Here is a 26,426-nt window from a genome sequence, read left to right on the forward strand (position 1 = left end):
CCTACGCAAAATAGCACCTGCACCTAGGCGAGGCGTGCCTCGCCCCTACGAAAAATAGCATCTGTACCTGGGCGAGGCGTGCCTCGCCCCTACGAGACATAGCACCTGCACCTGGGCGAGGCGTGCCTCGCCCCTACGAAAAATAGCACCTGCACCTGGTCGAGGCGTACCTCGCCCCTACGAAAAATAGCATCTGCACCTGGGCGAGGTGAACCTCGCCCATACGGGAAATTGTGCGCTTACTTGCGGAACTCCTGGTAAATCTCTGCCACTTTATCGAAATAAGCGATCAGATAGTTAATACACACCTGCACCTTCAGCGGCAGCTTATCTTTCTGGGTGTACACCGCATACACCGGGCGCGGCACCGACTGATAATGTGCGAACAGGATCTCCACCTTCCCTGCATTAATCTCATCAATAATCCACATCAGCGGCACGTAGGCGATACCGGTACCTGATTTCAGCCAGCGGATCAGCGTCTGCGAGTCATTAGTGGCAAAACGTCCCTGAGGCGAGAGGCGAATTGAGGTGCCTTCTGGTGAGGTCAGCTCAAAATCATTATCCACACGTACGCTGTATTCCAGCCATGAAAAGTTACTGATATCTGAAGGCTTTTCTGGCGTACCATTCTCGGTGAGATAACTTTTGGCTGCACACACTACCATCGGCATAGAACCCAGCCGCGTTGAAAACAGGCTGGAATCCTGCAACGCTCCTACGCGAACCACTAGATCCAGTCCGTCAGCGATCAGATCCGGTGCCGGAATGCCCGTCACCAGGTTTACCGTCAGCCCCGGATACTCCTTCAACATCTCTTCCGCCATGGGTGCCAGCAGGTTCTGTGACATGGTTGAAGAGCTGCCAATACGCAGTGTACCAATCGGCGTATTATTAAACGCCCATAGCTGTTCATGTACCTGCTGCGCTTCAGACATCATGCGGCGGCAGCCCTGGAAATAAATTTTACCTGCTTCGGTCAGTCCAAGGCTGCGTGTGCTGCGGTTCAGCAGCTTTACCTGTAGTTCATTTTCCAGCCTGGCGACGATCTGACTCACCGCCGAGACGCTTAACTGCATCTGCGCCGCTGCTGCCGTAAACGAACCGAGTTCCACCACTTTGGCGAAAACGCTCATACCCTTAAGTCTTTCCATTATTAACCCTGGCTTAAAAGTGATTTAGATCACATTTGGTAGATAACTTATAGTCAGGCGCGTTACTATAGCACTGCCAGGTTACCGCTCTGTCATCCCGCGTAATACAAATGCTGCTCCTGAATAGACTATTATTCAATTAGCTCCGGTTCTGATTGGTGTCTGACTGTTCTCTTGTCACCTGATCATCCTCTGTATAAACACGCTCCCCTGAAACCAGGAGGAGAAAGGAGAGCGGCGGCGAGCTTCCTGGTACCGTATCAACAAGGATAAGAGATGAGTGTACTTCCGGTTGTTGTGGTGTTCGGGATGTCATTCCCACCCATATTTTTTGAAATTATTGTGTCGCTGATGGTGTTCTGGCTGGTGCGCCGTTTAATCATGCCGACTGGTCTGTACGATCTGGTCTGGCATCCGGCACTGTTTAATACTGCACTTTACTGCTGCCTGTTTTATCTGGTATCCCGGTTTTTCGTCTGAGGTCATAGTGAAAGCTCTAACAAGAAAGATTGCTCGTTTCGCCATCACTTTGCTGCTGGTGATCATCGCGATTGTCCTGATTTTCCGCATCTGGGTGTTCTATACCGAATCCCCGTGGACGCGTGACGCCAAATTTACCGCCGATGTGGTGGCGATTGCGCCCGATGTCAGCGGTCTGATTACCGATGTGCGTGTGCATGACAACCAGCTGGTACAGAAAGATCAGGTGCTGTTTGTCATTGACCAGCCACGTTATCAAAGAGCCCTGGAAGGGGCAGAAGCAGATGTTGCTTACTACCAGGCAATACTGAATGAAAAACGCCGTGAAGCGGTGCGTCGTAACAAGCTGGGCATTTCCGCGATGTCGCGTGAAGCTATCGACCAGGCAAATAATGATTATCAGACCACCGAGCATCAGCTGGCAAAAGCTATCGCTACTCGCGATCTGTCAAAGCTGGATCTGGCGCGTACGGTGGTCAGAGCGCCTTCAGCAGGCTGGATAACCAACCTCAATGTCTATACCGGTGAGTTTATCACCCGTGGTTCAACCTCAGTAGCGTTGGTAAAGCAGAATTCATTCTATGTGCTGGCCTACATGGAAGAGACCAAGCTTGAGGGGGTTCGTCCCGGTTATCGTGTGGAGATCACCCCGCTTGGCAGCAACCATGTTTTGTACGGCTCCGTGAACAGCGTGGCGGCAGGGGTGACCAACAGCAGCAGCACCGACGACAGTAAAGGGATGGCGACCATTGACTCGAATCTGGAGTGGGTGCGCCTGGCGCAGCGAGTGCCGGTGCGCATTCATCTCGATAAGCAGCCGGGTAACCTTTATCCATCAGGCACTACCGCGACAGTTGTGGTGACGGGGGAACATGACCGCCAGCATCAGGATATGTCACCGTTTATGAAGCTGTTGCATCGCCTGCGTGAGTTTGGCTGAGGCGGGATAAATTATGCAGTGGTATCGTCTGCGTTTCCCCATCAAACTGACTTTTGCCATTCTGCTGGCGCTGTTTGTCGGGTTTGAATTTAACCTGGAAACCCCGCGCTGGGCAGTGATGACCGCTGCTATTGTCGCCGGGGGTACGGCTTTTGCGGCGGGTGGCGATCCGTTCTCTGGCGCGCTTCGCCATCGCGGCATGTTGCGTATTATCGGCACATTTATTGGCTGTATTGCCGCCGTAACCATTATGGTTGCCACCATTCGTGCACCGGTGGTGATGTTGCTACTGTGCTGTATCTGGGCCGGGGTTTGCGTGTGGATCTCTTCACTGATGAAAGTGGAGAACTCCTACGCGCTGGGCCTGGCGGGCTATACAGCACTGATCATTGTGATTACCGTTGATGCCAGTGGTTCATTGCAGCTGGCTCCCCGCTTTGCTATTGAGCGTTGCAGTGAAATCATTATCGGCATTGTCTGTGCCATTCTGGCCGACATGCTGTTTTCACCGCGTTCAATTAAACAGGATATCGATCGTGAAATTGATGCACTGCTGGTGGAACAGTACCGGTTGATGCAGCTCTGTGTGGCAAATGCAGATAAAGAGGAAGTGGATAAATGCTGGGCGGGTCTGGTGCGCCGCACCACCGCGCTCAACGGGATGCGCAGCAATTTGCTGATGGAGTCAGGCCGCTGGCAGAAAGTGGAGCGCCGTCTGCGGGTGATGAATACCCTGTCGCTCACGCTGATTACCCAGGCCTGTGAAACCTTCCTGATCCAGCATACTCGCCAGGAATATGTTCCCTCGCAGTTCCATCTGTTCTTCGAAAAACCGGTTAACAGTATTGCCGATGTTCATAACCGGATGAAAGTTATGCGCCGGGTGATTACCGTCAGCGGCAGCAAGAATACGCCGATAACTATCCGTACCTGGGTGGGGGCGGCCAGCCGCTATCTGCTGCTGTTAAAAGGAGTACACACCAACAGCAGCATCAGCCGCATAGAAGAAGAGATACTGAATACCGAACCTGTGGTTAAAATGCGCTCCGCTGAAACCCGCCATGCACTGGTTAACGGCCTGCGTACTTTTGTTGCCATTGCCGTTGGTTCACTGTTCTGGCTGTGGACTGGCTGGACGTCAGCCAGCGGTGCAGTGGTGATGCTTGGCGTGATTACCTCACTGGCCATGCGTACGCCCAATCCCCAGATGGTGGCTAAAGACTTTGTTTACGGCATGATTACCGCTTTCCCTGTGGGGGCGCTGTATTACATGTTTGTGATGCCGAACACGCAGCAAAGTATGCTGCTGCTCTGTATCGCATTGGGTCTGTTCGCCTTTATTTGCGGCATTTTCATTCAGCGCCGTCAGATTGGTACGCTGGGGCTGCTGGTGGGGACGCTCAATATCCTGACGCTGGATAACCCGATGACGTTTGGCGTAAGTGCGTTTCTTGATAGCGCACTCGGCCAGGCGATTGGGCCGGTGGTTGCACTGCTGGTGATGCTGCTGATCCGTGATACGTCGAAAGCCCGCGTCGGGCAGACGTTGCTGAACCGCCTGATGTATGCGGCAGTCTCTGCGCTCACCACCAATGCTGCGCGCCGGAAAGAGAACCACCTGCCTGCGCTCTATCAGCAGCTGTTTATGTTGATGAATATCTTCCCTGGCGATATCGATAGATACCGGCTGGCGCTGACGCTGATTATCGGGCACCAGCGCATGCGCGATGCGGATGTACCGGTGAATCCCGATCTCTCTGCTTTCCACAAACAGATGCGTCATACCGCTGACCGGGTTATTTCTGCCAGCAGCGAAGATAAAAAACGCTATTATTTTGAACGCCTGCTGGGAGAGTTCGAGATTTACCAGCAAAAGCTACAGCAGTATGAAGCGCCACTCGGGGTGACTGAGCCGGTTGCACGACTCGCTGCGGTGCTGAAGAAATATCAGAATAGCCTGATCAAAATATGATCCTGCCGCTGACAGCGCCCGCCGTCAGCGTTTTTCCCGGCCAGTTTTCCTTCCCTGACAACACAGCTTCAGTAAACGACTGCCGTTTGCCATCTATACTTATTCCCAGGCAAATGACAAAACGATCAGGAGAAAGTGATGGCCCTCGCAACGCTTCAGGAAAATGAACTGTTTGCGGTCGTTTTTCTGAGTAACGTTCACCGGCAGCAGACGGTCCATTCCGTCGCGCCGGGAAGTGGCATGGTTGGGGAGTGAGCGCATGGTCTCAACCGGGCAGGCACCGTTTGACGGTGTCGGGGAGCCAGAACCGGGGCATGAGTTCGTCGCCGGGACTGAAAGATTTTATGGAAGTGAAAGCCGTGCACATTGGCGGGCTGTAGCCCGACGTCCGGTTGTTTGTCCTGCGGAGCAGCCAGCATGAGAAAAGAGAGTTTTGATTTTAATGTGATTGTCGATCAGGCGCATTTCTACCGTCAGTTCAGTGAACGGTTTGCGCTTGAGGTCAGTGCGATAAACGATCTGGACAGCCTTTGGGATGCCATCACGCTGCCACGGGTACCGCTGCCGCTGGAAATAGAGTTTATCAATCTGGGAAGTGGTCAGAAGCGACGCTATGGTGCGCTAATTTTGCTGTTTGATGAGGCCGAAGAGGAGCTGGAGGGGCAACTCCGCTTTAATGTCCGGTAAGCGGATAACAATAAAAAGGGCCCCGGCGAACGGGGCCAAAAGGTTCGTCTATCCTGCCCGGCATGGGCAGGCCATCGACGAGGAATTACTTGTAGATCTCGGCGGTTGCGTGCCAGCTATCCTGATTGCGTGCTTCGATAATACGATAAGCACTGGCACCTTCACGGTCAGCTTTTTGCGATAACTGCTGACGGATATCCGACGGTGTACCCGCCACGCCACTCAACGTAATTGTCCCCGCAGATTGCAAATTCTCAGCCTGTTGGCTATTCACCAGCTGCGCAGCAGATGCGCCGAAGCTGATAGCAGAGAACAGGCTCAATGCAGCGATGGTTGTTGTAATTTTCATATTTAATCTCCTCATTGTGACAAACAACCTGCGGATGGAACATCATGACCGCAGTCATGTCACTGGGGGGCGCATTAGCACCCGGTGCGCTATTTTATTTATACAGTTCAGCAGTTGCGTGGTAGTTACCGTCATTACGCGCTTCAATTACGCGGTAAGAGGTAGCGCCCTGCTGATCGGCCTTATCTGACAGCGCCTGACGGATATCCGTTGGCGTACCGTCGATGCCGCTGACGCTCACAGTCCCGACAGACTGCAGGTTCTGGCTGGCGACTTGCTGATTAGTGACCAGGTTAGCAGCGCTGGCACCGAAAGAGAGAGCAGAGGCAAGTGTTAATGCAGCGATAGTAAATGTGGTTTTCATGATGATGACTCCAGAAATAGGGTTGCACGGTAACCGAAAGGGCTTAAAAAGCGTTTGTTATACTTGGGGTTACCGGATTTCATTAATTAATTAACTAATAAATTAACGTAGATGTTAAATGCTGACTTATTTGTACAGCTCGGCTGTCGCGTGCCAGTTACCGTTCTCATAATCTTCGATAACGCGGTAAGCACTGGCACCTTTCTCGGTTGCTTTATTATTCAGTGCCTGATGGATATCCATAGGCGAACCGGTAATGCCACTGACGCTGATCACGCCGATAGATTGCAGATCCTTCGCCTGATCGCTATTAATGGATTCAGCGGCAAAAGAGCCAAATGACAGCGCAGATAACACGCTTAATGCAGCAATAGTAGTTTTAACGTTCATGATATTTTCCTCGTCAACTGTTTTTATCTTTTTAGTTACTGTGATTTGCATCACGAAAACAAGTATAGATCTAATAACGTAAAATATTAATAGCATGCTAATAATTTTTCATCGAAGGTTTTCGGGGTTTTTCAGATTTTTAATAACCAACCGTTATAAAAAGCGCTTATGTTTTAACCTTTACCTGTTAAATGCTTGTAAAAACATCATGCTGTGTGAAATTAGCGATTTGTGCGCTTATTAGTGGTCGATCACATTGTTGAAAGAAATCTTAATGGCGATAGGCGCGCGCTTACAGGCTAAAAGGTAGTGGAATATACTGAGGTGAGTTCTTTTACCAGAAGAATAAAAAAAAGGGCCGATAGCGTTCGGCCCTGAGAGAAATGCATAAATAGTGAGTGTTGCCGGGCAGTTAATTCCTGAAGTGGCTTATAACTCTTGTTCAAACAGTACCAGAACTGCATCGTAGAGCTGCTTCACTGTAAAGGCACGCGCAGGGGTAATAAAGATGGTGTCATCACCGGCGATAGTCCCGAGAATGCCTTCTGCTTTCCCGAGGGAGTCGAGCAGGCGCGCGATCAGCTGCGCTGCACCCGGACTGGTGTGAATCACTACCAGCGCGTCGTTGAAGTCGATATCCAGTACCAGATTTTTCAGCGGGCTGGTGGTGGTAGGCACGCCAAGTTCTGCGGGCAGGCAATACACCATTTCCATTTTCGCATTGCGCGTGCGCACGGCGCCAAACTTCGTCAGCATACGGGAAACTTTCGACTGATTAATGTTTTCGAAACCTTCCTCCTGAAGTGCACTGACTATTTCGCCCTGCGAGCTGAATTTTTCTTCCTTGAGTAAGGCCTTGAAAGCCTTGATCAGATCTTCTTGTTTCGATGGGTTACGCATAGGTTACCGATAAAAGGAGGTTATTAAGGGATACCCTCAGCGGGTTATTACATTATTATGCAATTAAATGAATGTTTATGCAAATAAGAAATGGATTCTCGGGCTATCCCTGGCCGTCTGGAGGTGCATTTTAACAAATTTTGGCGCTAAAAAAAAATTTGCTGACGCCTGCTGAAATGCGCACTATGTGAACAGTTTGTTATAATCTTGAGGTTGTTCCAGTTACCTTTAAGGGTGTAATGTAACGCCAAATCACGGTGTAACTGCTCTATTGATTTCACGGCAAACGTCATGTTCAAAAAATAATAAGGAGTTTAGGATGAAAGTTGCAGTCCTCGGTGCAGCAGGTGGTATTGGCCAGGCTCTGGCCCTCCTGCTTAAAACTCAGCTTCCGGCAGGTTCAGAACTCTCCCTCTATGATATCGCCCCGGTCACGCCCGGTGTAGCGGTTGATTTAAGCCATATCCCTACCGCAGTTAAAATCGAAGGTTTCAGTGGTGAAGATGCTACTCCGGCGCTAAAAGGTGCTGATGTGGTGCTAATCTCTGCGGGTGTGGCGCGTAAACCCGGCATGGATCGTTCAGATCTTTTCAACGTAAATGCCGGAATTGTGCGTAATCTGATTGAACAGGTCGCTTCGACCAGTCCAAAAGCGCTCATTGCAATCATTACTAACCCGGTAAATACCACCGTGGCGATTGCTGCTGAAGTGCTGAAAAAAGCAGGCGTTTACGACAAAAACAGACTGTTCGGCGTGACCACGCTGGATATTATCCGTGCCAATACCTTTGTTGCTGCGCTGAAGGGCAAACAGCCACAGGAATTGAACGTGCCAGTGGTGGGTGGACATTCAGGCGTAACCATTCTGCCGTTGTTGTCACAGATTCCGGGCGTACAGTTTACCGAGCAGGAAGCTGCCGATCTGACTAAACGTATTCAGAATGCCGGTACTGAAGTTGTCGAAGCGAAAGCAGGTGGCGGATCGGCGACTCTGTCAATGGGGCAGGCGGGTGCACTGTTTGGTCTGTCGCTGGTGCGTGCGTTGAACGGTGAAAGCAATATTGTTGAATGTGCCTATGTTGAAGGGGATGGCGAGCACGCTCGTTTCTTCTCGCAGCCGCTGTTGCTGGGTAAAAATGGTATTGTTGAGCGTCGTCCGATCGGCACCCTGAGCGCGTTTGAACAGCGGTCGCTGGAAGGCATGCTGGACACACTGAAGAAAGATATTGTACTGGGCGAAGAGTTCGTTAAGTAAATCCTCTTCTTAAAGGTACTTTCGCTGCGTTGCCTGCTGGCAATCACCCCGGTCTCTTACCAGAGTAAGCTCCCGGGGATGCCCATTACCACATTCAGGTAGTGGGTCGATTCAGTGTTGATTCTCGCTCGTATGACGCAGCGCCTTTCTGGCCCGATTACTGCCCTTGATTATCTTCAGGGTACTCTTGTACGGTTACCGGCAGTGTAATCTTTTTGCCATCGCGGCTGATCTCTACGTTAATGACTGTTCCCGGCCGGATTTCCGCTACCTGATCCATGGTTTCCAGTGGAGAAGCAGCCTGAACGTTATTAACCCGGGTAATAGTATCGTTAACCTGAATACCGGCAACATCGGCCGGCCCGCCTGCTTTAACAACGGTCACCACAATACCCTGTACCTGAGGGTGTTCGATTCCCGTATCCATCCCGCTTGAACGCCGGAACTCCTGGCCCGTAATACCGATATAACCGCGGATAACCCGGCCATCACGGATCAGCTTCTCCATCACTTTGGTGGCCAGCTTAGTCGGGATAGCAAAACCGAGTCCTTCAGGTGTCTCACCGTTACTGCTTTTATCAAACGACAGGGTATTAATCCCCATCAGCTCTCCAAGGGAATTAATCAACGCGCCGCCGGAGTTGCCGCGGTTAATCGATGCATCGGTTTGCAGAAAGTCCTGATGACGGGAGGGGCTGAGGCCAACACGTCCGGTGGCACCGATAATACCCTGCGTCACCGTCTGGCCGATGTTGTAAGGGTTACCAATCGCCATTACCAGGTCACCGACATGGGCGACGCGCTGAGGATTGATAGGGATTACCGGCAGATTAGAAGCATTAATTTTCAACACAGCCAGATCGGTCAGGGAATCAGAGCCGACCAGCATGGCTTCAAAATAGCGGCCATCCTGTAGGTTGACGATAATCTGGCTGGCATCGTTAATCACATGTTTATTGGTCAGGATATAGCCCCGGGGATCCATAATCACCCCTGAACCGAGCACATCGGTGGCACCACTGGCGCTGCGATTATAGACGTAGACCACCGCAGGTGCTGCGCGTCGCACACCAGAATTGTAACTGACGGGTTCTTCGCTGGTACTGCTGCTGGTGCTGGACAGCAGGTCGCTCCCGAGCCTGAGGCCGGGCACAGCTAGCAGAAGAATACCGGCCACAATCAGGCCAAAGATCACTGAACGCAAAATTTTAAGAAACATGGTCTTAAGCGGTGAATGAATGAACGACTGGGAGGATAGCATGAGTTACGCAGACACAGTAGCCCGTGTCTGCGTGTGGCGTTGTTATGGCAATAACAGATAGATATTCTCATCGCCGCGCATCACGTTTAGCGCCAGCAGTGGTGGTTTAGCTTCCAGCAGTTTGCGTAGTTCCGCCAGATTCTGTACCGGCGTACGGTTTACGCCAACAATGACATCATCTTTCTGGAGGCCAAACTGGGCGGCCGGAGTCGATTTCTCGACCTCATCAACTTTTACACCTTTAGTGCCATTTTTAGCAGCGCCGTCACTGAGTGTTGCGCCCTGTAAAGCTGGCGTCATCAGTTCTGCGCTGGTGCTGCTCTGGGTGCTGTTATCCAGCTTCACGCTAACAGTGAGTGGTTTACCTTCGCGCAGCAGGCCAACCTTAACCTCCTGACCTGGCGGAGTGGTACCGATTCTTACCCGCAACTCAGCAAAGTTGGCGATAGTTTTACCATCAACGCTGGTAATAATATCACCCGCTTTGATACCTGCTTTGGCCGCCGCGGACTGTGGCAGCACTTCATTAACGAAGGCCCCGCGCTGAACGTCGACATTAAAAGCTTTAGCCATATCAGCAGTCATCTCGGTACCTTTAATACCAAGCTGACCACGTTTGACTTCACCAAACTGGATCAGCTGCTGCGCCAGGCCCATTGCCATATTACTTGGGATAGCAAAGCCGATGCCGATATTGCCCCCGCTGGAGGCCAGAATAGCGGTATTCAGACCGATCAGCTCACCGTTAAGGTTCACCAGTGCCCCGCCCGAGTTACCCCGGTTAATTGCCGCATCTGTCTGGATAAAGTTTTCCAACCCTTCCAGATTCAGGCCGCTACGGCCCAGAGCAGAGACAATGCCGGAGGTGGCGGTCTGGCCGAGGCCAAACGGGTTACCGATGGCAACGGCAAAATCACCGACTTTAAGCTGATCGGAATCAGCTATTTTGATTTGAGTAAGGCGCGTTGCGCCATTGAGCTGGATCAGCGCAATATCGGTCTGCTCATCACGGCCAACCAGTTTGGCATCAAACTCGCGGCCATCACTTAACTGGACGCTGATTTTATCCGCACCGCTGACCACATGATTATTGGTCAGTACATAGCCTTTGGCCGCATCAATGATGACGCCTGATGCCAGGCCTTCAAACTCAGGGGCCTTATCGTCACCTGGCGCGCTCTGGCCATTTTGCTCAAAGAAACGTTTTAACTGCTCGGGAATCTGCTGCTGGTTGTCGTCGCTTTCGGTGCCTTCAACGTGGACGCTGACCACGGCAGGTAACACCTTTTCCAGCATCGGAGCGAGGCTCGGTAGCGCTTCTCCCTGAATCTGGGAGGGGAGCGATGCCACTGAAGCGGGTACCACGGTCATATTGACGCCAATACTTAAGGCTAATGCGCTTAACAGAAATGATCTCTTCTTCATCGTGGCTCAACTCTCGCTACCTGTGGGGATAAAAGGGTATCTGTATATGAGTAACTCAGTTGCAGCGGTACAGAAACAGGGGGCAACAGGCACCCCCAAAATACTATTTGGCCGGGCGATCGCCACGCAACAGGCCTGAGGCGCTGTCCGGGTAATCACGTGGCATTTGCACTGGCACCTGATCGTTGTCTGCCTCGGATTCAGTCAGCTGATACGCAAACGGGTTTTTCTCACCCGGGAGGTTCGGCAGCAGGTCATTTGAACCCTTAGCCATATGCTGATAAAGCTGACGGTAATCACGTGCCATATTGTCCAGCAGCTCTGCACTGTGGGCAAAATGGTTGGTAAGCTCTTCACGATAGTCAGCCAGCTCGGCTTTACTTTTTTCCAGTTCGTACTGCAAGCTGCGTTGCTCACGCAGTTTCTTATTGCCGAAACGCATGGCGACCGCGCCAATAATAATCCCAACTACTAACCCAATAAGCGCATATTCCCAGGTCATAATAACTCCCATATTGTCTTCGTTGTTCCGTAGGGCCTTTCTAACTCATGACAGCCACTATAACCGCTAATCTCATGGAAGTGGAATCCTGCGGCAGCTTCGCTTAGTGTAGAACGACTTTTTTTTCGACGATCAACCACACGGCAAGGCCATTTTTCAGGGAATGTGACAACATTATGCAAACGATGTCTCCTCTGGCGCTCTATCAGCAGGCGCTGGAAAACGGCGAGTATCAGGCCGATGAGGTACAGCGCGCGGCGATGACCCGTCTGGACAGTATCTATCAGGCATTAACCCGTATCAGCCCGCCATCTTCCTCTGCCAGCGGTGGGTTATTTGGTAAATTGAGCACGCTATTAGGAAAAAATAAAAACGCTGTTCAGACACCGGCGCGCGGCCTGTATATGTGGGGTGGCGTTGGCCGTGGCAAGACATGGCTAATGGATCTGTTTTTTCAGTCGATTCCTGGCGAGCGGAAGCAGCGTTTGCACTTCCACCGCTTTATGCTGCGGGTGCATCAGGAGCTGACCGAGCTACAGGGGCAGAGCGATCCGTTACAAATTGTTGCCGATCGTTTTAAAGCCGAGACTGATCTGCTGTGCTTTGACGAGTTTTTTGTCTCTGATATCACCGACGCGATGCTGCTAGGTACGCTGATGGAAGCGCTGTTCAGTCGTGGTATCACCCTGGTTGCCACCTCAAATATTCCTCCGGACGACCTCTATCGCAACGGTCTGCAACGAGCGCGCTTTATACCTGCGATTGAGATGATCAAACAGCACTGTGAGATTATGAACGTTGATGCGGGCATTGATTATCGTCTGCGCACGCTGACCTCAGCACATCTGTGGATGACGCCATTAGGTGAAGAGACATCGAAAGAGATGGAGCGCATGTTTATTGCGCTGGCGGGAAAGCCGCGTGCACATCACGAGCCGCTGGAAATTAATCACCGCCAGCTCTCAACGCTGGGGATGGCAGAAGGGGTGCTGGCGATAAATTTCCTGGCTTTATGCGGCGAAGGTCGCAGTCAACACGACTATATTGAACTGTCACGCCGTTTCCACAGCGTATTGCTGTATGATGTTCCGGTGATGATTTACAAGACTGAAGATCAGGCTCGACGTTTCCTGGCGTTGGTAGATGAATTCTACGAGCGTCACGTGAAGCTGGTGGTCTCGGCAGAAGCATCACTTTATGAGATTTACCAGGGTACGCGGCTGAAGTTTGAGTATCAGCGCTGCGTTTCCCGCTTGCAGGAGATGCAGAGCGAAGAGTACCTGCGGCTGCCGCATTTACCCTGAGTCTCTTATTACTGTGACGTGATGGTAATTTTATCGTAGAAAACGTTCGACCTTTACGGATGACTTCTCTATAATCTTGCGACCCCACGTTACAACAAAGGTTTTTTTCCCAAAACTCTTTGTGTTCCAGTAACTCTATCCGAAGGGGTGGGCTTACTGGTCAAGATGGTCGTGTGAGCTCCAACCGTTTATTCAAGCGTTTGGGATTTCACCAACGTGTAACTTAATTTGGGTAAGCTTTTAGATGAAAACTTTTACAGCTAAGCCAGAAACCGTCCAACGTGACTGGTATGTTGTTGACGCAACAGGCAAAACCTTAGGTCGCTTAGCGACCGAACTGGCTCGTCGTCTGCGCGGTAAGCACAAAGCGGAATATACTCCGCACGTCGATACAGGTGATTACATCATCGTTCTGAACGCTGAGAAAGTTGCCGTAACTGGTAACAAGCGTACTGACAAGATTTATTACCATCACACCGGCTTTGTCGGTGGTATCAAGCAAGCGACCTTCGAAGAGATGATTGCTCGCCGTCCTGAGCGTGTGATTGAAATCGCGGTTAAAGGCATGCTGCCAAAGGGCCCGCTGGGCCGTGCTATGTACCGTAAACTGAAAGTTTACGCGGGCAACGAGCACAACCATGCGGCACAGCAACCGCAAGTTCTTGACATTTAATCGGGATTACAGGCAATGGCTGAGAATCAAAACTACGGCACTGGTCGCCGCAAAAGCTCTTCCGCACGCGTCTTTATTAAGCCGGGTAGCGGTAATATCGTTATCAACCAGCGTTCTTTAGAACAGTACTTCGGTCGCGAAACTGCCCGCATGGTAGTTCGTCAGCCGCTGGAACTGCTGGACATGGTTGGTAAATTCGATCTGTACATCACTGTTAAAGGTGGTGGTATCTCTGGTCAGGCTGGTGCGATCCGTCACGGTATCACACGCGCTCTGATGGAGTACGACGAGTCACTGCGTGGCGAACTGCGTAAAGCAGGCTTCGTTACTCGCGATGCTCGTAAAGTTGAACGTAAGAAAGTCGGCCTGCGTAAAGCACGTCGTCGTCCTCAGTTCTCCAAACGTTAATTTTTTCTGCTCCGCAGAAGCGATTATCGGAAAACCCGGTGCCTGGCGCCGGGTTTTTTATTTTCTTCCGGTGCAAAAAGCGCGAAACTCACACCGCTTTACCAATTTCCCCCGCAATTCCGCGTGTGACCCCCCACAAGCTGGCTAAAATCTGGTAAACTATGTGTCACTTTGTGCCCATTGTCCGGGCAATGACGCGTGTATCCTGTGTACCAGGGATCGGTCAGTCTTCGGGCCAATGGCAATAATGGGTCGCCGCGTGGATGGCTATTCGCAGTAATTTTCTCGATAAACTTGGAGGTTTACATGGCTGTCGCTGCCAACAAACGTTCGGTAATGACGCTGTTTTCTGGTCCGACTGACATTTTCAGCCACCAGGTACGCATTGTCCTGGCTGAGAAGGGTGTTAGTGTCGAGATCGAGCAGGTTGAAACGGATAACCTGCCGCAGGATCTGATCGACCTCAACCCGTACCGCACCGTACCCACCCTTGTGGATCGCGAGCTTACGCTGTATGAATCGCGCATCATCATGGAATATCTGGACGAGCGCTTCCCGCATCCTCCACTGATGCCGGTTTACCCGGTAGCACGCGGTGAAAGCCGCCTGATGATGCATCGCGTTGAGCAGGATTGGTACAGCCTGATGCGTAAAGTTGAAAACGGCACCGCACAGGAAGCCGAAGCTGCGCGCAAACAGCTGCGCGAAGAGCTGCTGGCTATCGCACCACTGTTCGCCCGTACGCCGTTCTTTATGAGCGAAGAGTTCAGCCTGGTTGACTGCTATCTGGCTCCTCTGCTGTGGCGTTTGCCGCAGATGGGCATTGAGCTGATTGGCGCGGGTTCTAAAGAGCTTAAAGGCTATATGACTCGTGTCTTCGAGCGTGACTCCTTCCTTGCTTCTCTGACCGAAGCAGAACGTGAAATGCGCCTGCAAACGCGGGGCTAAGTACGATGGAAATGTCTCAACTTACCGCACGTCGTCCTTATCTGTTGCGCGCTTTTTATGAGTGGTTGCTCGACAACAATCTCACGCCGCATCTGGTCGTCGACATCAATTTACCCGGCGTGATGGTTCCTCTGGAGTATGCCCGCGATGGTCAGATCGTTCTGAACATTGCGCCGCGTGCCGTAGGCAATCTTGAGTTGGGCAATGATGAAGTTCGTTTCAGCGCACGTTTTGGCGGCGTACCGCGTCAGGTTTCCGTGCCTTTAGCGGCGGTGCTGGCGGTTTATGCTCGTGAAAACGGGGCCGGTACCATGTTTGAACCCGAGCCAGCGTATGAAGATGCGGGTGAGTTCGATGAGTCAAGCGGGCAGGATGATGCTCCGGAAACGGTGATGTCGGTGATCGATGGCGATCGTCCCGATGACAGTGTTCCTGACGACGACAATGATCCAGACGATGAGCCGCCTCCGCGCGGTGGTCGTCCGGCGCTTCGCGTTGTGAAATAAAAAACGGGCCTGATGGCCCGTTTTTTTATATCTGTCACGAGGGGCGGAACCACGGCTGCGGCTCGCCCTTTAATCTATTAATAGACGTCGCGCAGGTAGCGTTTCTCTTTCTTCAGCTGATCGACATAATCTGCTGCGCGTTCCGCAGACATCCCACCAAACTGAGTAATCACCTGATACAGAGCCTTATCTACGTCTTTTGCCATGCGTGATGCATCGCCACAGACATAGAAGTAAGCGCCTTCTTCTAACCAGGCAAACAGCTCCGCACCCTGTTCCAGCATACGAGTCTGCACGTAGATTTTTTCAGCCTGATCGCGAGAGAAAGCCAGGTCGAGACGCGTTAACAGGCCACTTTTCTGCCAGTGAGTCAGCTCATCCTGATAGATATAATCGTGTTCCTGATGCTGATCGCCGAAGAACAGCCAGTTCTTTCCTTTAGCGTCCACAGCTTCACGCTCTTCAAGGAAGGCGCGGAACGGTGCAATACCGGTACCCGGGCCGATCATGATCAGCGGGGCGTCATTGTTGGCTGGCACGCGGAATGCTTTATTCGGAGAAATAAAGATCGCTGGCTTCTCGCCACGTTTAACGCGCTCGGCCAGGTAAGTCGAGCAGACGCCGCTACGCGCACGACCTGCGCTGTGATAGCGAACAGAGGCGATGGTCAGATGTACCTGATTAGGGTGTGCTTTCTGGCTTGACGAAATAGAGTAAGCGCGATGCTGCAACGGACGCAGCAGGGCGACGAACTCAGGAATACTCAGTGCACGGGTGACATCCAGTTGCAACAGGTCGAGAGTGTCTTTGCCCCACAGCCATACGCCAAGCGCATCTTTATCATCATGCTGCAATACGTGGCGCAGTTCCTGGTTAGTGGTGTTCTGGCCAACCCATTCGATCAGCTTGCGTGAAGGCTCAGAGATCTCAAACTGGTAGGTCAGCAGGTCGCCGAGGCTTCTTTCAAAGCCCGGCACCGGCGTGTCATAGTCTGATTTCAACTGTGTCAGCAGCAAATTAACCAGCGCCGGTTCGTTGACCGGAATTACACCCAGAGCATCACCTGCCTCGTACTTCAGTCCGCTGTCGGTCAGATCGAACTCGAAGTGGCGGATGTCTTTGCCAGAGTTCTCACCGGACAGGCGCTTGTTGGTCGCCAGTGCGGCAGCGTATGGATTGTTTTTATTGCTGCCAGGGATGACCGGAGCTTCCGGTGCGCTCTCCAGCGCATTGCCGCTGCTGCCCGCGCTGGCGGCAAACTGTGGCATAGAGCTGGCGATCCACTCGTTGGACGGCTCTTCATAATCAATATCGCAGTCAATACGATCGTAGACGCGTTTTGCACCGAGCTGCTCAAGACGCATATCGATAAATTTACCAGCCTGGCAGAAGCCGTCGTAGCCGGTATCACCGATCGCCAGAACCGCAAAGTGCATCTGCTCAAGGCGTGGCGCAGTGCTGGCGGAAATAGCCTGCCAGAACAGCTGCGCGTTATCCGGCATTTCACCTTCGCCATAGGTAGAAGTGATCACCAGCACGTGACGCATAGTGGCGAACACATCAATATCGACCTCACCCAGTCCCTGAACGACCGGCACCAGGCCTTTAGCGCGTGCTGCTTTCGCCGCACTCTGCGCTAACGCTTCAGCATTACCTGTCTGAGAACCAAACAGAATATGGAGCTGAGTGGTTGCCGCTGAAGCAGCAGAGCCTGCCGCCTGCGGCTGATTTTCCAGCACCAGCAGGCGCGAGTGTAATCCGGCAAGAAAGCCTGCCAGCCAAAATTTCTGCTCACCATTAAATGGCGCATCTTCAGGAATGTAAGGAATCTTCATCAGTTTTATCTACTATTATTTAAAGTATAAGTCACTGTTCATATTCATTTTTCAGGCAAGTTTGCCGACCGCAGCCGCTAATTCAGGCAGTGCAGCACGGGCGAACAGCTCTTCAAAATCAGGCAGTCTTCCCAGCACTTCTCTGTTACATGCATCCTGATACATAATCCAGCCGTAAGTCGCCAGGCTGTCCATGGAACGAATGTTGCGTTGTGTCAGCGCCGCTTTGTAGTCTGTCATACGCTTCGCACCAATCAGGCAGGCAAGCTCTTCATCGCTGTAGCTTTCAATGGCTGCACGACCGTGGCGTTGCAACTTGCTGATCAGAGTAAAGTCTTCAGTCATCAGCAGGTTACGTACGGCTTTCTCCACTGCCGGATCTTCCACTGAGGTGCCTTTTGGCATCCGTGAAAGCGCCAGCTGTTGTGCAGAACTGAGAACGGTATAGTTGTTTAACAGTACCAGCATCTCAGGAGTATCTGTTGCACCGTAGCCCGGAACGGCACCGTTCGCGATTGCTTTCCCTTCGCGCCAGGCCGCTTTGAATTTAGCCACCTGATGACCAGCCAGCGCGGTGGACAACTCTTCCAGCAGATCCTTACGAGCCTTCGCTTTCAGGATCTCACCGCCGTCCTGATACAGCAGCAGGGAGCGCGGCATCACGTAGACAAAATGCTGGCTCTCGGTTTCCCAGTGATCGAGCAACCACTGCGCACGTGGCGAGGAGGTGGCGTCCAGATGCCAGTTCAGCATCGTCAGCACCGCATCTTTATGTACGCGTGCCATTTCGTTGTCATCAGTAATGGAGCCAAGCATCACGGAGTCACCGGCAGCTGAACCCGCCAGCGTGCCGTACGGGTCGTACTGATAGGCGAAACCGCCGCTCATACCGTTACCAAACCCGGTGCCGTAAGTGCCGAGGTTGAGCACTGCGCCGTTAGTCATATATTCGCAGCAGAAATCACCCACGCCTTCAACCACAGCGGTCGCGCCGGAATTACGTACGGCAAAACGGTCGCCCGCCTGGCCTTGTGCGAACAGACGTCCGCCGGTGGCGCCGAACAGGGCGAAGTTACCGATCAGAACGTTACCTTCCGCATCCTGCGAACCGCCCCCTGGGGACATGACGACAATTTCACCGCCGCACTGTCCTTTACCAACGCCGTCGTTACAGGTGCCGTAATGCTCCAGACGCATACCGTCGTTACAGAATACGCCGTAGGACTGACCGGCAGAGCCTGAGGTCGAGATATTAACCGTGCCCGGTGCCAGATAGCGGCGACCACGATCGTCCAGCAGCGCAGCCGGGATGCGGCTCAGATGCTCGGCATTCAGCGTATGGTTCAGCAGGCGTTCGATATCGATAGCCAGCTGCCCACCCACGCTCTTGTTACGGTTGTTCAGAGTGATCCCGTCACCCAGGTTGATCTCTGTCGATCCCTGGCTGACCAGCTGATCGTTCAGCAGATCGATCCAGCCGTTATCCAGTTCGAAGTCTTTTTCCAGATAGACCGGATGGGCGATCTTCATCTCTGGTACCACGGTCAGCATGGCACGCAGATCCAGCTTGCCGACTTCCAGCGGGTGATCCATCAGATGCAACAGATCGGAGCGGCCGCGGGCTTCGCGCAGAGAGCGCAGGCCGAGGCGCGCCAGCATTTCACGCACTTCATGAGCAACGTTGATAAAATACTGCGCCAGCTGACGTGGATCTCCATCAAAGGCTTCGGCATTGGTAGTCAGACCCGCCGGGCATTTCACGTTACAGTTTTTCGCCATCACGCATTTCAGCATCATCAGTGCGGTGGTGCCGAATTCAAAGCTGTCGCCGCCCAGCAGCGCGGATTTCACAACGTCGCTGCCGGTCTGCTGTGCGCCTGAACAGCGCAGCAGTACTTTTTCACGCAGGCCGTTGGCACACAGCGCCTGATGAACTTCGGCGATCCCGATTTCTGCCACGCGTCCGGTATATTTCAGGCTGGTAACCGAAGCTGCCCCGGTGCCGCCGGTGTTACCAGCGACGTTGATAACGTCGGCACCGGCCTTCGCCACGCCAACCGCAATGGTGCCGATACCCTCGGACGACACCAGCTTAACGATCACCCGCACCCGGGCAGCTTTACAGTCGTGGATCAGCTGCGCCAGATCTTCAATCGAGTAGGTGTCATGGTGCGGAGGAGGGGAAACCAGCTCCACGCCCGGCGTACCGCCACGTGCCGCAGCGATCTCTACGGTCACTTTGGCTGCCGGTAGCTGACCACCTTCGCCTGGTTTTGCTCCCTGGCCGATTTTTATTTCCAGCTCTTCAAGCATCGGGTCTGCCAGATAAGCAGCCCAGACGCCGAAACGACCGGATGCCAGCTGTTTAATACGAGAAGCGCGGATGGTGCCGTGACGTGAATAGTGTTCGCCACCTTCGCCACAGTTACTCATACCGCCCACCATATTGGTGCCATGGGCAACGGCTTCGTGTGCCGGAGCCACCAGTGCGCCATGGCTCATGGCCCCGGAAGCAAAGGTGCGGGTAATTTCATGGGCAGGCTGTACTTCACTGAGTGGCAGCACCGGAGAGATCGTGAAAATACGCGACAAATAGTCCGCTGCTTTTCCGGTTGTGGTCAGGTGTAGCGCATCGGCAGTCACTTCAGCATGTTCAATCGCATCACCAAAGCGTTTTTTCAGTACGCCGGAGAGGGTGGTCAGGCGATCATGTTCGCTTTTCAGGCCAACAATGGCATCGGTCAGGCGCAGTATAAAGTGCCCTTCACGGCCTTCCGTTGCTTCGCAGACCAGTCCACGTACGGCAAAACCGTTGTTGATCAGTGAATAGCGGCCCAGCTTACGGGTGAACTCTGCTTCGCTGTCTACATGGGTTAAATCAGCGGGCAGGGCGAGAATATCGCGCAGTGCGGCCGGACGACGTTTACGCTCCTCCTGCATCAGGCTGGAGAACTGACGGTAGTCAGCGGTGATCGTAAAGTTATCAATCACCTCGTTCGGAATACGTTCGAAGCTGCTGTCAGCAAAGGTTTTGGTTTTGATACTGAACGCATTATCCAGTTTCGCCAGCGTCATCAGGCGGATAAAGTTATCCTCCTCACGGGCTTTATCGGCAAAGCGGATAGGTTGCTCGGTCATATCGATAAAGGTACGCACAGCAATGGTGCCGTAGGAGTGCCCTGCGCCTTCCGCGCGCTCTTTAAACAGGCCCAGCAAGGGTACGTCAGATTCCCCCTGAATGCGCAGCGCACTCTGGTGCCAGTCCACGGCCATCTGTGCGATGGTGGCAAAGCCTGCTCCGCCCACCGGGGTTTTAATATTCGGGAAATATTTCTTCAGCACGCGGTCTTCAGTGTCGAGGAAGTTCGGCTCGAAGAACTCACCGCAGCTGTAGCTCTCAACGGTACACAGGCCCACTTTGCCCATGGTTTTCATCAGTGCTTTTTCTGCGGCTTTAGCATAGCGTTTAAAGGCTTTGTTACCTGCCTCGCCTTCACCGTACTTCTCTTCCGCACGCATCTGCACGCCAAGCGGGTAGATAGCGGAAGCACCAAAGCCCAGCGCGGCAGCAATATGGTGTGAAGAGATGCTCTGACCACTTTCAACCACCAGTGAGACGTCGAGACGCAAACCTTCCTGCACCAGGCGTTGGTTAATCGCAGAAACCATCAGCAGCATCGGGATGCTGGCGTGAGTAGAGGAGATATGGCGGTCGGTAATAACCGCGATGCCGCCCTGCTCGCGAGCGAAATCGACCACATCCTGCGCCAGTGCGTCAATTGCCTGCTCGAGCGCATCGGCATTGGCCGCACGGCTCTGCGGGTCAGTACCGATCACCGGCAGGTAGAGCATGTCAAAACGGGCATACGGCGCTACGGTCTGCTCGCGCAGTTGCAGCATGTCCAGATGTGACAGGATTGGCGTTGGCACCACAATCTGGTGGCCTTTGCTGCGTCCGAGATGCGGTTTAGCGCCTAAGGCTACGCGCATTGTCATACCGTCAGCTTCACGGATTGAGTCCAGAGGCGGGTTTGTCACCTGAGCAAAGCGCTGTGAGAAATAGTGTGCCATTCCGCCTTCATGGTCGGATAAGGCATTGATCGCGTTGCCATAACCCATAGCTGAAATCTTTTCAGCACCGGTAGTCAGCATCGGATCCATCATGAATTTGAAGCTCTCCTGGTTGTAGTAGTAGGCCACAAAACGCTGATAGGTTTTGAGGTCACCGCTATAACGCGAAGGGGAGCCTTGCTGCTCTGCCGGTATGACCGGGAGATCGTCTAAGGTCACACGAGACTCTGCCAGCAAAGCAGGATAATCGGCCACTGCAGCCAGTTTCTCTAACGCTTCTACGGTGGTGTAGCTGCGCTTCTCACGGTGATCGTAATAGAGCATTCCGCCCGCTTCGATACGACCACGACGCAGGACGCTTTCCGGCGGGAAGGCGATCTGACCAGCTTCAGACATCGCACCAATATACTCAGCGGTTTCCACCGAGCGCAGAGGGCGCAGGCCCAGGCGGTCAAGACGTGCGCCAATCACTTCACCATTACCGAAGATCAGCGCTGCCGGGCCATCGTTCTTCTCTTCGTAGAGAGAGAAGTATTCCAGCATGGCACGTACTTCAGCAGACAACGACGGATCGTTTTCCCACGCTGGCGGCATCATTGATACCACTGCGGTGATCAGGTCAAGGTTATCTTCCATCAGGCGGCTGTGGATACTCTGATCGAGGCGGGAGCTGTCTGACTGACCTTTCGGACGCACGATTTTCTTGCCGCGCGCCAGCGCCAGCGCCGATTCAGCAATACGGTTTTTACGATCCGTGTTGAGTTCACCGTTGTGTGCCATCAGACGGAAAGGCTGCGCCATGGTGGTGTGCGGGTCGGTATTGGTTGAAAAACGAGTATGGAAGAACAGACCGCGTACCTGATGGTCAGCATCGGTCAGATCCTGGAAATAGGGAATGACTTCATTGGAGTTCAGGCGCGCTTTAAATACCTGAGTGCGCGAGGAGAGCGAAAGCGGATAAAGACCGCCAAAATCACTCTCGGTAAAGGCGCGAGCTTCGATATCCAGCAGGGCACGATATATGCGTTTTTCAAAATCAATCTGGCTGGTCACATCGGCCGGGGCAGTAAACACCCATTGCACGATAGGCAGCTGAAACGAAATAGCTGCCGGACGCAGTACGCTGTTATCCAGCGGCATATCACGCTTAACAATGATATTCAGATTGTATGAAGCCAGAGTTTCTTCAACCAGGCGCTCGGCGTTGGCGCGTAACGCACTGTCTTTAGGTACGAAGAAGTTACCCACACCAAAGCGGCCCGCTTCCAGCGGCAGTCCGGTAATTTTGCGGAAGAAGTGCAAAGAGAGGTCAACGTTGACACCAGCGCCGTCACCAACGCCTTCTGCTGACATGCCCCCGCGATGAGGTACGGTGCACAGGGCACTGTGTGCCATTTGCAGAACCTCATGAGTTTGCTCGCCGTCCTTACGAGTAATGAAACCTACACCACAGCTATCACTGTCTTTTGATGGGTCATACAAGCCATAGGGATAAGGTTTTGAGTTGGACATCGAGGGCCTCCTTAACTGCTTTTGACATTACCACTGTTTTTCAGGCTCAGAGCACACCGGAGTGTCTCCTCAGGCTCTGTATCATTTTCTTGCCGCTAAAACGCAGACACCGTGACTCGGAACATTCCATTAATGGACATTTGTTTAAACGTCCTTGAATGAGCTGCTCACTAAATTCCGGGTCTCAAATTGGAGATAACTTACATCACGAGGGAGTCTACTTGCTGCATAGATATGCCGAGACACTGGCCCGTCAGGAAAGCTTCCAGCGGATTTCCAACTTATCGGGAAAGCGAACTCAGGTCAAATAGCGATATTACTTATGCCTTTTAGTGTGTTTTGCGATTTATATATCTGATATTTAACGATATATCAGTCTATTTTAACCTGATCGGTCAGCGAGTGAAGGGGGGCGAAGTGTGAGCTGACTCACTATAGGGCAGTGGGCAAATCTCTGCACCATGCTGGTGCCGGGGTTATTGGCAGCAGAATGTGCTGTCAGCGGCTGCATAACCGCAGGAACACACTGTTTTTAATGCTCGGGCTTATTTGAATTAAACAAGGGGGTGTCATTAGTAAAATTAATCATGCCAGGTGTGATTAATTTCTCATTAATTATGAATTGTTATTCGTTGGGTGTGACGAGAGAATGCGACTGAGATTTGTCATCGCTATGAAAACTATCAACAAGAGAAAGGCGCACTGAATCCAGAGCGGCCCTACAGATTATGCAGTTATAAAATTTAGTCAATATCCTCAGGGGTAACTTTTTGCCATCCCGGCAAAAAAAAATTTACCCTCGGTGACAGGGAGGAGAGCGGTGTGTGGCCTGGTTTTGCCCCGAACTGCCCGTCATAAGCGCATGGCGCGGATAATCCCGTTATAACAGCGGCGCAGCTGTTGGTACTGCTGCACTATTACTGTGCATATTTCTGACACTCAATCCGGCAGATAGCGCGTTGGTCTTTTGTTCAATTCCGGTATGATTGCCGCTATCAGGCCGGAAGGAATCCTATATGAAACAAATTCGTTTATTAGCGCAGTATTACGTCGATTTGATGGTTAAGCTGGGGCTGGTACGCTTTTCGCTGCTGCTTGCCTCTGCTCTGGTGGTGCTGGCAATGATTGTGCAGATGGCGGTGACCATGGTATTGCGCGGTCATGTTGAGAGTATCGATATGGTGCGCTCCGTCTTCTTCGGCCTGCTTATTACTCCGTGGGCGGTTTATTTCCTCTCGGTGGTGGTGGAGCAGTTAGAAGAATCGCGTCAGCGCCTTGCTCGCCTGGTGGATAAGCTCGAAGAGATGCGCAATCGCGATCTGGAGCTTAACCAGCAGATGCAGGAAAATATCACCCAGCTGAATCAGGAAATTTCTGACCGAATTAAAGCAGAAGAGGCTCGTCTTCAGGTGATGGCAAAGCTGAAAGAGGAGATGGCGCGACGTGAAGAAGCGCAGATCGAACTCGAACAACAGTCCTCATTTCTACGCTCCTTCCTTGATGCCTCCCCCGATCTGGTGTTCTACCGCAATATTGACCAGCAGTTCTCCGGCTGTAACCGCGCGATGGAGCTGCTGACGGGCAAAAGTGAAAAACAGCTGATTGGCCTGTCGCCAAAAGACGTTTACGACGATGACGCGGCGACGAAAGTGCTGGAAACCGATGAGAAGGTGTTCCGTCATAACGTCTCCCTGACTTATGAACAGTGGCTGCAATACCCCGATGGCCGCAAAGCCTGTTTCGAAATCCGTAAGGTGCCCTATTACGACCGGGTGGGGAAACGCAGTGGTTTAATGGGCTTTGGACGCGATATAACCGAACGTAAGCGCTACCAGGACGCATTAGAGAATGCCAGCAGGGAAAAGACCACGTTTATCTCTACGATTAGCCACGAGCTTCGTACGCCGCTTAATGGCATTGTCGGTTTAAGCCGTATTCTCCTGGATACAAATCTTAACCAGGAGCAGCTGAAGTATCTGAAAACCATCCATGTGTCGGCGATTACGCTGGGTAATATTTTCAATGATGTGATTGAGATGGACAAGATCGAGCGCCGCAAAGTGCAGCTTGATAACCAGCCGATTGATTTCACCGGATTCCTCGCTGATTTGGAAAACCTCTCTGGCCTGCTGGCCGAACCAAAAGGCCTGAAGTTTGTCCTCGAGCCGACATTACCCCTGCCGCAAAAAATTATTGCTGACGGCACGCGGCTGCGCCAGATCCTGTGGAACCTGATTGGCAACGCGGTGAAATTTACTCAGCGCGGTGAAATTGTGGTACGGGTGGGTTATCAGCAGGATGACTGTCTGTGCTTTGAGGTGGAAGATTCCGGGATGGGTATTCCGGAGGATGAGCAGGATAAGATTTTTGCCATGTACTACCAGGTGAAAGATCAGCGTGGAGGCAAACCAGCAACCGGCACCGGCATTGGCCTGGCGGTATCCCGTCGCCTGGCGCAGAGCATGGGCGGGGATATTCGTGTGCACAGCGCACCCGGCCAGGGCTCCTGCTTTACCCTGACGATCAATGCGCCACGTGTGGTTGATGAGGCCGAAGATGAGCAGGCTGAAGAGGATCTGCCGCTGCCTGCGTTGCATGTGCTGCTGGTGGAAGATATTGAGCTGAATGTGGTGGTGGCGCGCTCGGTGCTGGAAAAATTAGGTAACAGCGTGGAAGTGGCAATGACGGGTCAGGCTGCGCTGGATATGTTTGATCCTGATGAGTTCGACCTTGTGCTGCTGGATATCCAGCTGCCGGATATGACCGGGCTTGATGTGGCGCGTGCGATTCACCAACGTCATGCCGGTGAGCATTTGCCGCCGCTGGTGGCGCTGACTGCCAACGTACTGAAGGATAAGCGTGAATATCTGGATGCAGGGATGGATGACGTGTTGAGCAAGCCCCTGGCCGTTCCCGCCCTGACTGCGATGATCAAAAAATACTGGGATTTCCAGGAATTAGCGTTACCTGATGTAGCGGAGGGCAACATGGATCAGAAAGAACTGGCGTTACTGGATGTTCCCATGCTTGAGCAGTATATCGAGCTGGTAGGGCCTGGGCTGATTCATCAGAGCCTGGCGATGTTTGAGCAGATGATGCCTGGCTACCTTGCAGTGCTGGATTCAAACATGATGGCACGTGACCAGAAAGGGATTGCTGAAGAGGGGCATAAAATCAAAGGTGCTGCCGGTTCTGTCGGACTGACGCATTTGCAACAGATTGCAAAACAGATTCAAAGTCCTGAGCTGCCTGCCTGGTGGGATAACGTTCAGGAGTGGATTGATGAACTGAAACAGGAATGGCGCAATGACGTGGAAGTATTACGTCAGTGGGTTACGGATGCTGAAAAAAAATGACCCCGACCGAAGCCGGGGTGCGCGAATACTGCGCCAACACCAGGGAAAATGGTACATCTGAGCTATTTTGATACTAATTATCGCGAGCTCAGATTTGGTATTGGGTGAACATATCAATGCTCAGACACTACTTT

At 52.5% G+C, this 26,426-nt stretch carries 21 protein-coding genes; 11 read left to right on the forward strand and 10 right to left on the reverse strand.

What is annotated here, in order from left to right; translation table 11 throughout:
- Positions 1-239: 239 nt before the first annotated feature.
- On the reverse strand, positions 240-1,154 hold the full coding sequence (gene aaeR, locus GN242_RS02140) for an HTH-type transcriptional activator AaeR (protein WP_156286842.1): 915 nt from the start codon (positions 1,152-1,154) through the stop codon (positions 240-242).
- Between the two features lie 276 nt (positions 1,155-1,430).
- Between aaeR and aaeX the strand changes: the two genes are divergently transcribed.
- From aaeX to GN242_RS02160, 4 genes are all read left to right on the forward strand, one after another.
- Positions 1,431-1,634 (forward strand): p-hydroxybenzoic acid efflux pump operon protein AaeX, encoded by a 204-nt coding sequence (gene aaeX, locus GN242_RS02145; protein ID WP_154753172.1) that lies wholly within the window; start codon positions 1,431-1,433, stop codon positions 1,632-1,634.
- A gap of 7 nt (positions 1,635-1,641) precedes the next feature.
- A complete protein-coding gene (aaeA, locus tag GN242_RS02150; RefSeq protein WP_156286843.1) occupies positions 1,642-2,574 on the forward strand; it encodes a p-hydroxybenzoic acid efflux pump subunit AaeA in 933 nt (310 codons plus the stop codon).
- Positions 2,575-2,587: 13 nt separating this feature from the next.
- Entirely contained in the window at positions 2,588-4,546 is a 1,959-nt protein-coding gene (gene aaeB, locus GN242_RS02155) for a p-hydroxybenzoic acid efflux pump subunit AaeB (RefSeq protein ID WP_154753170.1), read from the forward strand.
- A 417-nt stretch (positions 4,547-4,963) separates the two neighbouring features.
- Positions 4,964-5,233, forward strand: a complete 270-nt coding sequence (locus tag GN242_RS02160) for a barstar family protein (RefSeq protein ID WP_154753169.1) — start codon at positions 4,964-4,966, stop codon at positions 5,231-5,233.
- An 85-nt stretch (positions 5,234-5,318) separates the two neighbouring features.
- Here GN242_RS02160 and yhcN (GN242_RS02165) read toward each other — a convergent pair whose 3' ends face one another.
- The 4 genes from yhcN (GN242_RS02165) to argR all read right to left on the reverse strand — a co-directional run bounded on the left by yhcN (GN242_RS02165) (position 5,319) and on the right by argR (position 7,236).
- On the reverse strand, positions 5,319-5,582 hold the full coding sequence (yhcN, locus tag GN242_RS02165; protein WP_154753168.1) for a peroxide/acid stress response protein YhcN: 264 nt from the start codon (positions 5,580-5,582) through the stop codon (positions 5,319-5,321).
- 94 nt (positions 5,583-5,676) lie between these two features.
- A complete protein-coding gene (gene yhcN, locus GN242_RS02170; RefSeq protein WP_154753167.1) occupies positions 5,677-5,946 on the reverse strand; it encodes a peroxide/acid stress response protein YhcN in 270 nt (89 codons plus the stop codon).
- Between the two features lie 126 nt (positions 5,947-6,072).
- Positions 6,073-6,336 (reverse strand): peroxide/acid stress response protein YhcN, encoded by a 264-nt coding sequence (gene yhcN / locus GN242_RS02175; protein WP_154753166.1) that lies wholly within the window; start codon positions 6,334-6,336, stop codon positions 6,073-6,075.
- 429 nt (positions 6,337-6,765) lie between these two features.
- Positions 6,766-7,236 (reverse strand): transcriptional regulator ArgR, encoded by a 471-nt coding sequence (gene argR, locus GN242_RS02180; protein WP_154753165.1) that lies wholly within the window; start codon positions 7,234-7,236, stop codon positions 6,766-6,768.
- 319 nt (positions 7,237-7,555) lie between these two features.
- On the opposite strand from argR, the gene mdh reads away from it, so the two are divergent.
- Complete coding sequence (gene mdh, locus GN242_RS02185) at positions 7,556-8,491, forward strand: malate dehydrogenase (protein ID WP_154753164.1); 936 nt, start codon at positions 7,556-7,558, stop codon at positions 8,489-8,491.
- A gap of 157 nt (positions 8,492-8,648) precedes the next feature.
- Here the strand turns inward: mdh and degS are convergent, their stop codons facing one another.
- From degS to zapG, 3 genes are all read right to left on the reverse strand, one after another.
- Positions 8,649-9,710, reverse strand: a complete 1,062-nt coding sequence (gene degS, locus GN242_RS02190; RefSeq protein ID WP_154753163.1) for an outer membrane-stress sensor serine endopeptidase DegS — start codon at positions 9,708-9,710, stop codon at positions 8,649-8,651.
- Positions 9,711-9,794: 84 nt separating this feature from the next.
- Positions 9,795-11,177, reverse strand: coding sequence for a serine endoprotease DegQ (degQ, locus tag GN242_RS02195; RefSeq protein ID WP_154753162.1), 1,383 nt, complete (start codon positions 11,175-11,177; stop codon positions 9,795-9,797).
- A 103-nt stretch (positions 11,178-11,280) separates the two neighbouring features.
- A complete protein-coding gene (zapG, locus tag GN242_RS02200; protein WP_154753161.1) occupies positions 11,281-11,679 on the reverse strand; it encodes a Z-ring associated protein ZapG in 399 nt (132 codons plus the stop codon).
- A 176-nt stretch (positions 11,680-11,855) separates the two neighbouring features.
- Between zapG and zapE the strand changes: the two genes are divergently transcribed.
- The 5 genes from zapE (at position 11,856) to sspB (ending at position 15,518) form a co-directional block, all read left to right on the forward strand.
- Positions 11,856-12,983: a cell division protein ZapE gene (gene zapE, locus GN242_RS02205; RefSeq protein WP_156286844.1), complete on the forward strand. Its 1,128-nt coding sequence runs from the start codon at positions 11,856-11,858 to the stop codon at positions 12,981-12,983.
- A gap of 244 nt (positions 12,984-13,227) precedes the next feature.
- Positions 13,228-13,656 carry a 50S ribosomal protein L13 gene (gene rplM / locus GN242_RS02210; RefSeq protein ID WP_056231094.1) on the forward strand — a complete coding sequence of 143 codons (429 nt, stop codon included), beginning with the start codon at positions 13,228-13,230 and terminating at the stop codon, positions 13,654-13,656.
- A gap of 15 nt (positions 13,657-13,671) precedes the next feature.
- Positions 13,672-14,064 (forward strand): 30S ribosomal protein S9, encoded by a 393-nt coding sequence (gene rpsI, locus GN242_RS02215; RefSeq protein ID WP_034890399.1) that lies wholly within the window; start codon positions 13,672-13,674, stop codon positions 14,062-14,064.
- 306 nt (positions 14,065-14,370) lie between these two features.
- The gene (gene sspA / locus GN242_RS02220; RefSeq protein WP_048914440.1) at positions 14,371-15,012 is read left to right on the forward strand and encodes a stringent starvation protein SspA; all 642 of its coding nucleotides are present in this window, start codon (positions 14,371-14,373) and stop codon (positions 15,010-15,012) included.
- A gap of 5 nt (positions 15,013-15,017) precedes the next feature.
- A complete protein-coding gene (gene sspB / locus GN242_RS02225) occupies positions 15,018-15,518 on the forward strand; it encodes a ClpXP protease specificity-enhancing factor (RefSeq protein WP_154753159.1) in 501 nt (166 codons plus the stop codon).
- Between the two features lie 77 nt (positions 15,519-15,595).
- On the opposite strand, the gene GN242_RS02230 is transcribed toward sspB, so the two are convergent.
- Both GN242_RS02230 and GN242_RS02235 read right to left on the reverse strand, forming a co-directional pair.
- Positions 15,596-17,353 carry a sulfite reductase subunit alpha gene (locus GN242_RS02230; RefSeq protein ID WP_156286845.1) on the reverse strand — a complete coding sequence of 586 codons (1,758 nt, stop codon included), beginning with the start codon at positions 17,351-17,353 and terminating at the stop codon, positions 15,596-15,598.
- Between the two features lie 51 nt (positions 17,354-17,404).
- Positions 17,405-22,936 carry a glutamate synthase-related protein gene (locus GN242_RS02235; protein WP_156286846.1) on the reverse strand — a complete coding sequence of 1,844 codons (5,532 nt, stop codon included), beginning with the start codon at positions 22,934-22,936 and terminating at the stop codon, positions 17,405-17,407.
- Between the two features lie 1,016 nt (positions 22,937-23,952).
- Here GN242_RS02235 and arcB point away from each other — a divergent pair.
- Complete coding sequence (gene arcB, locus GN242_RS02240) at positions 23,953-26,292, forward strand: aerobic respiration two-component sensor histidine kinase ArcB (RefSeq protein WP_154753156.1); 2,340 nt, start codon at positions 23,953-23,955, stop codon at positions 26,290-26,292.
- The last annotated feature ends 134 nt before the right edge of the window (positions 26,293-26,426 follow it).

Origin of the sequence: Erwinia sorbitola, assembly GCF_009738185.1 — a bacterium.
GTDB lineage: Bacteria > Pseudomonadota > Gammaproteobacteria > Enterobacterales > Enterobacteriaceae > Erwinia > Erwinia sorbitola.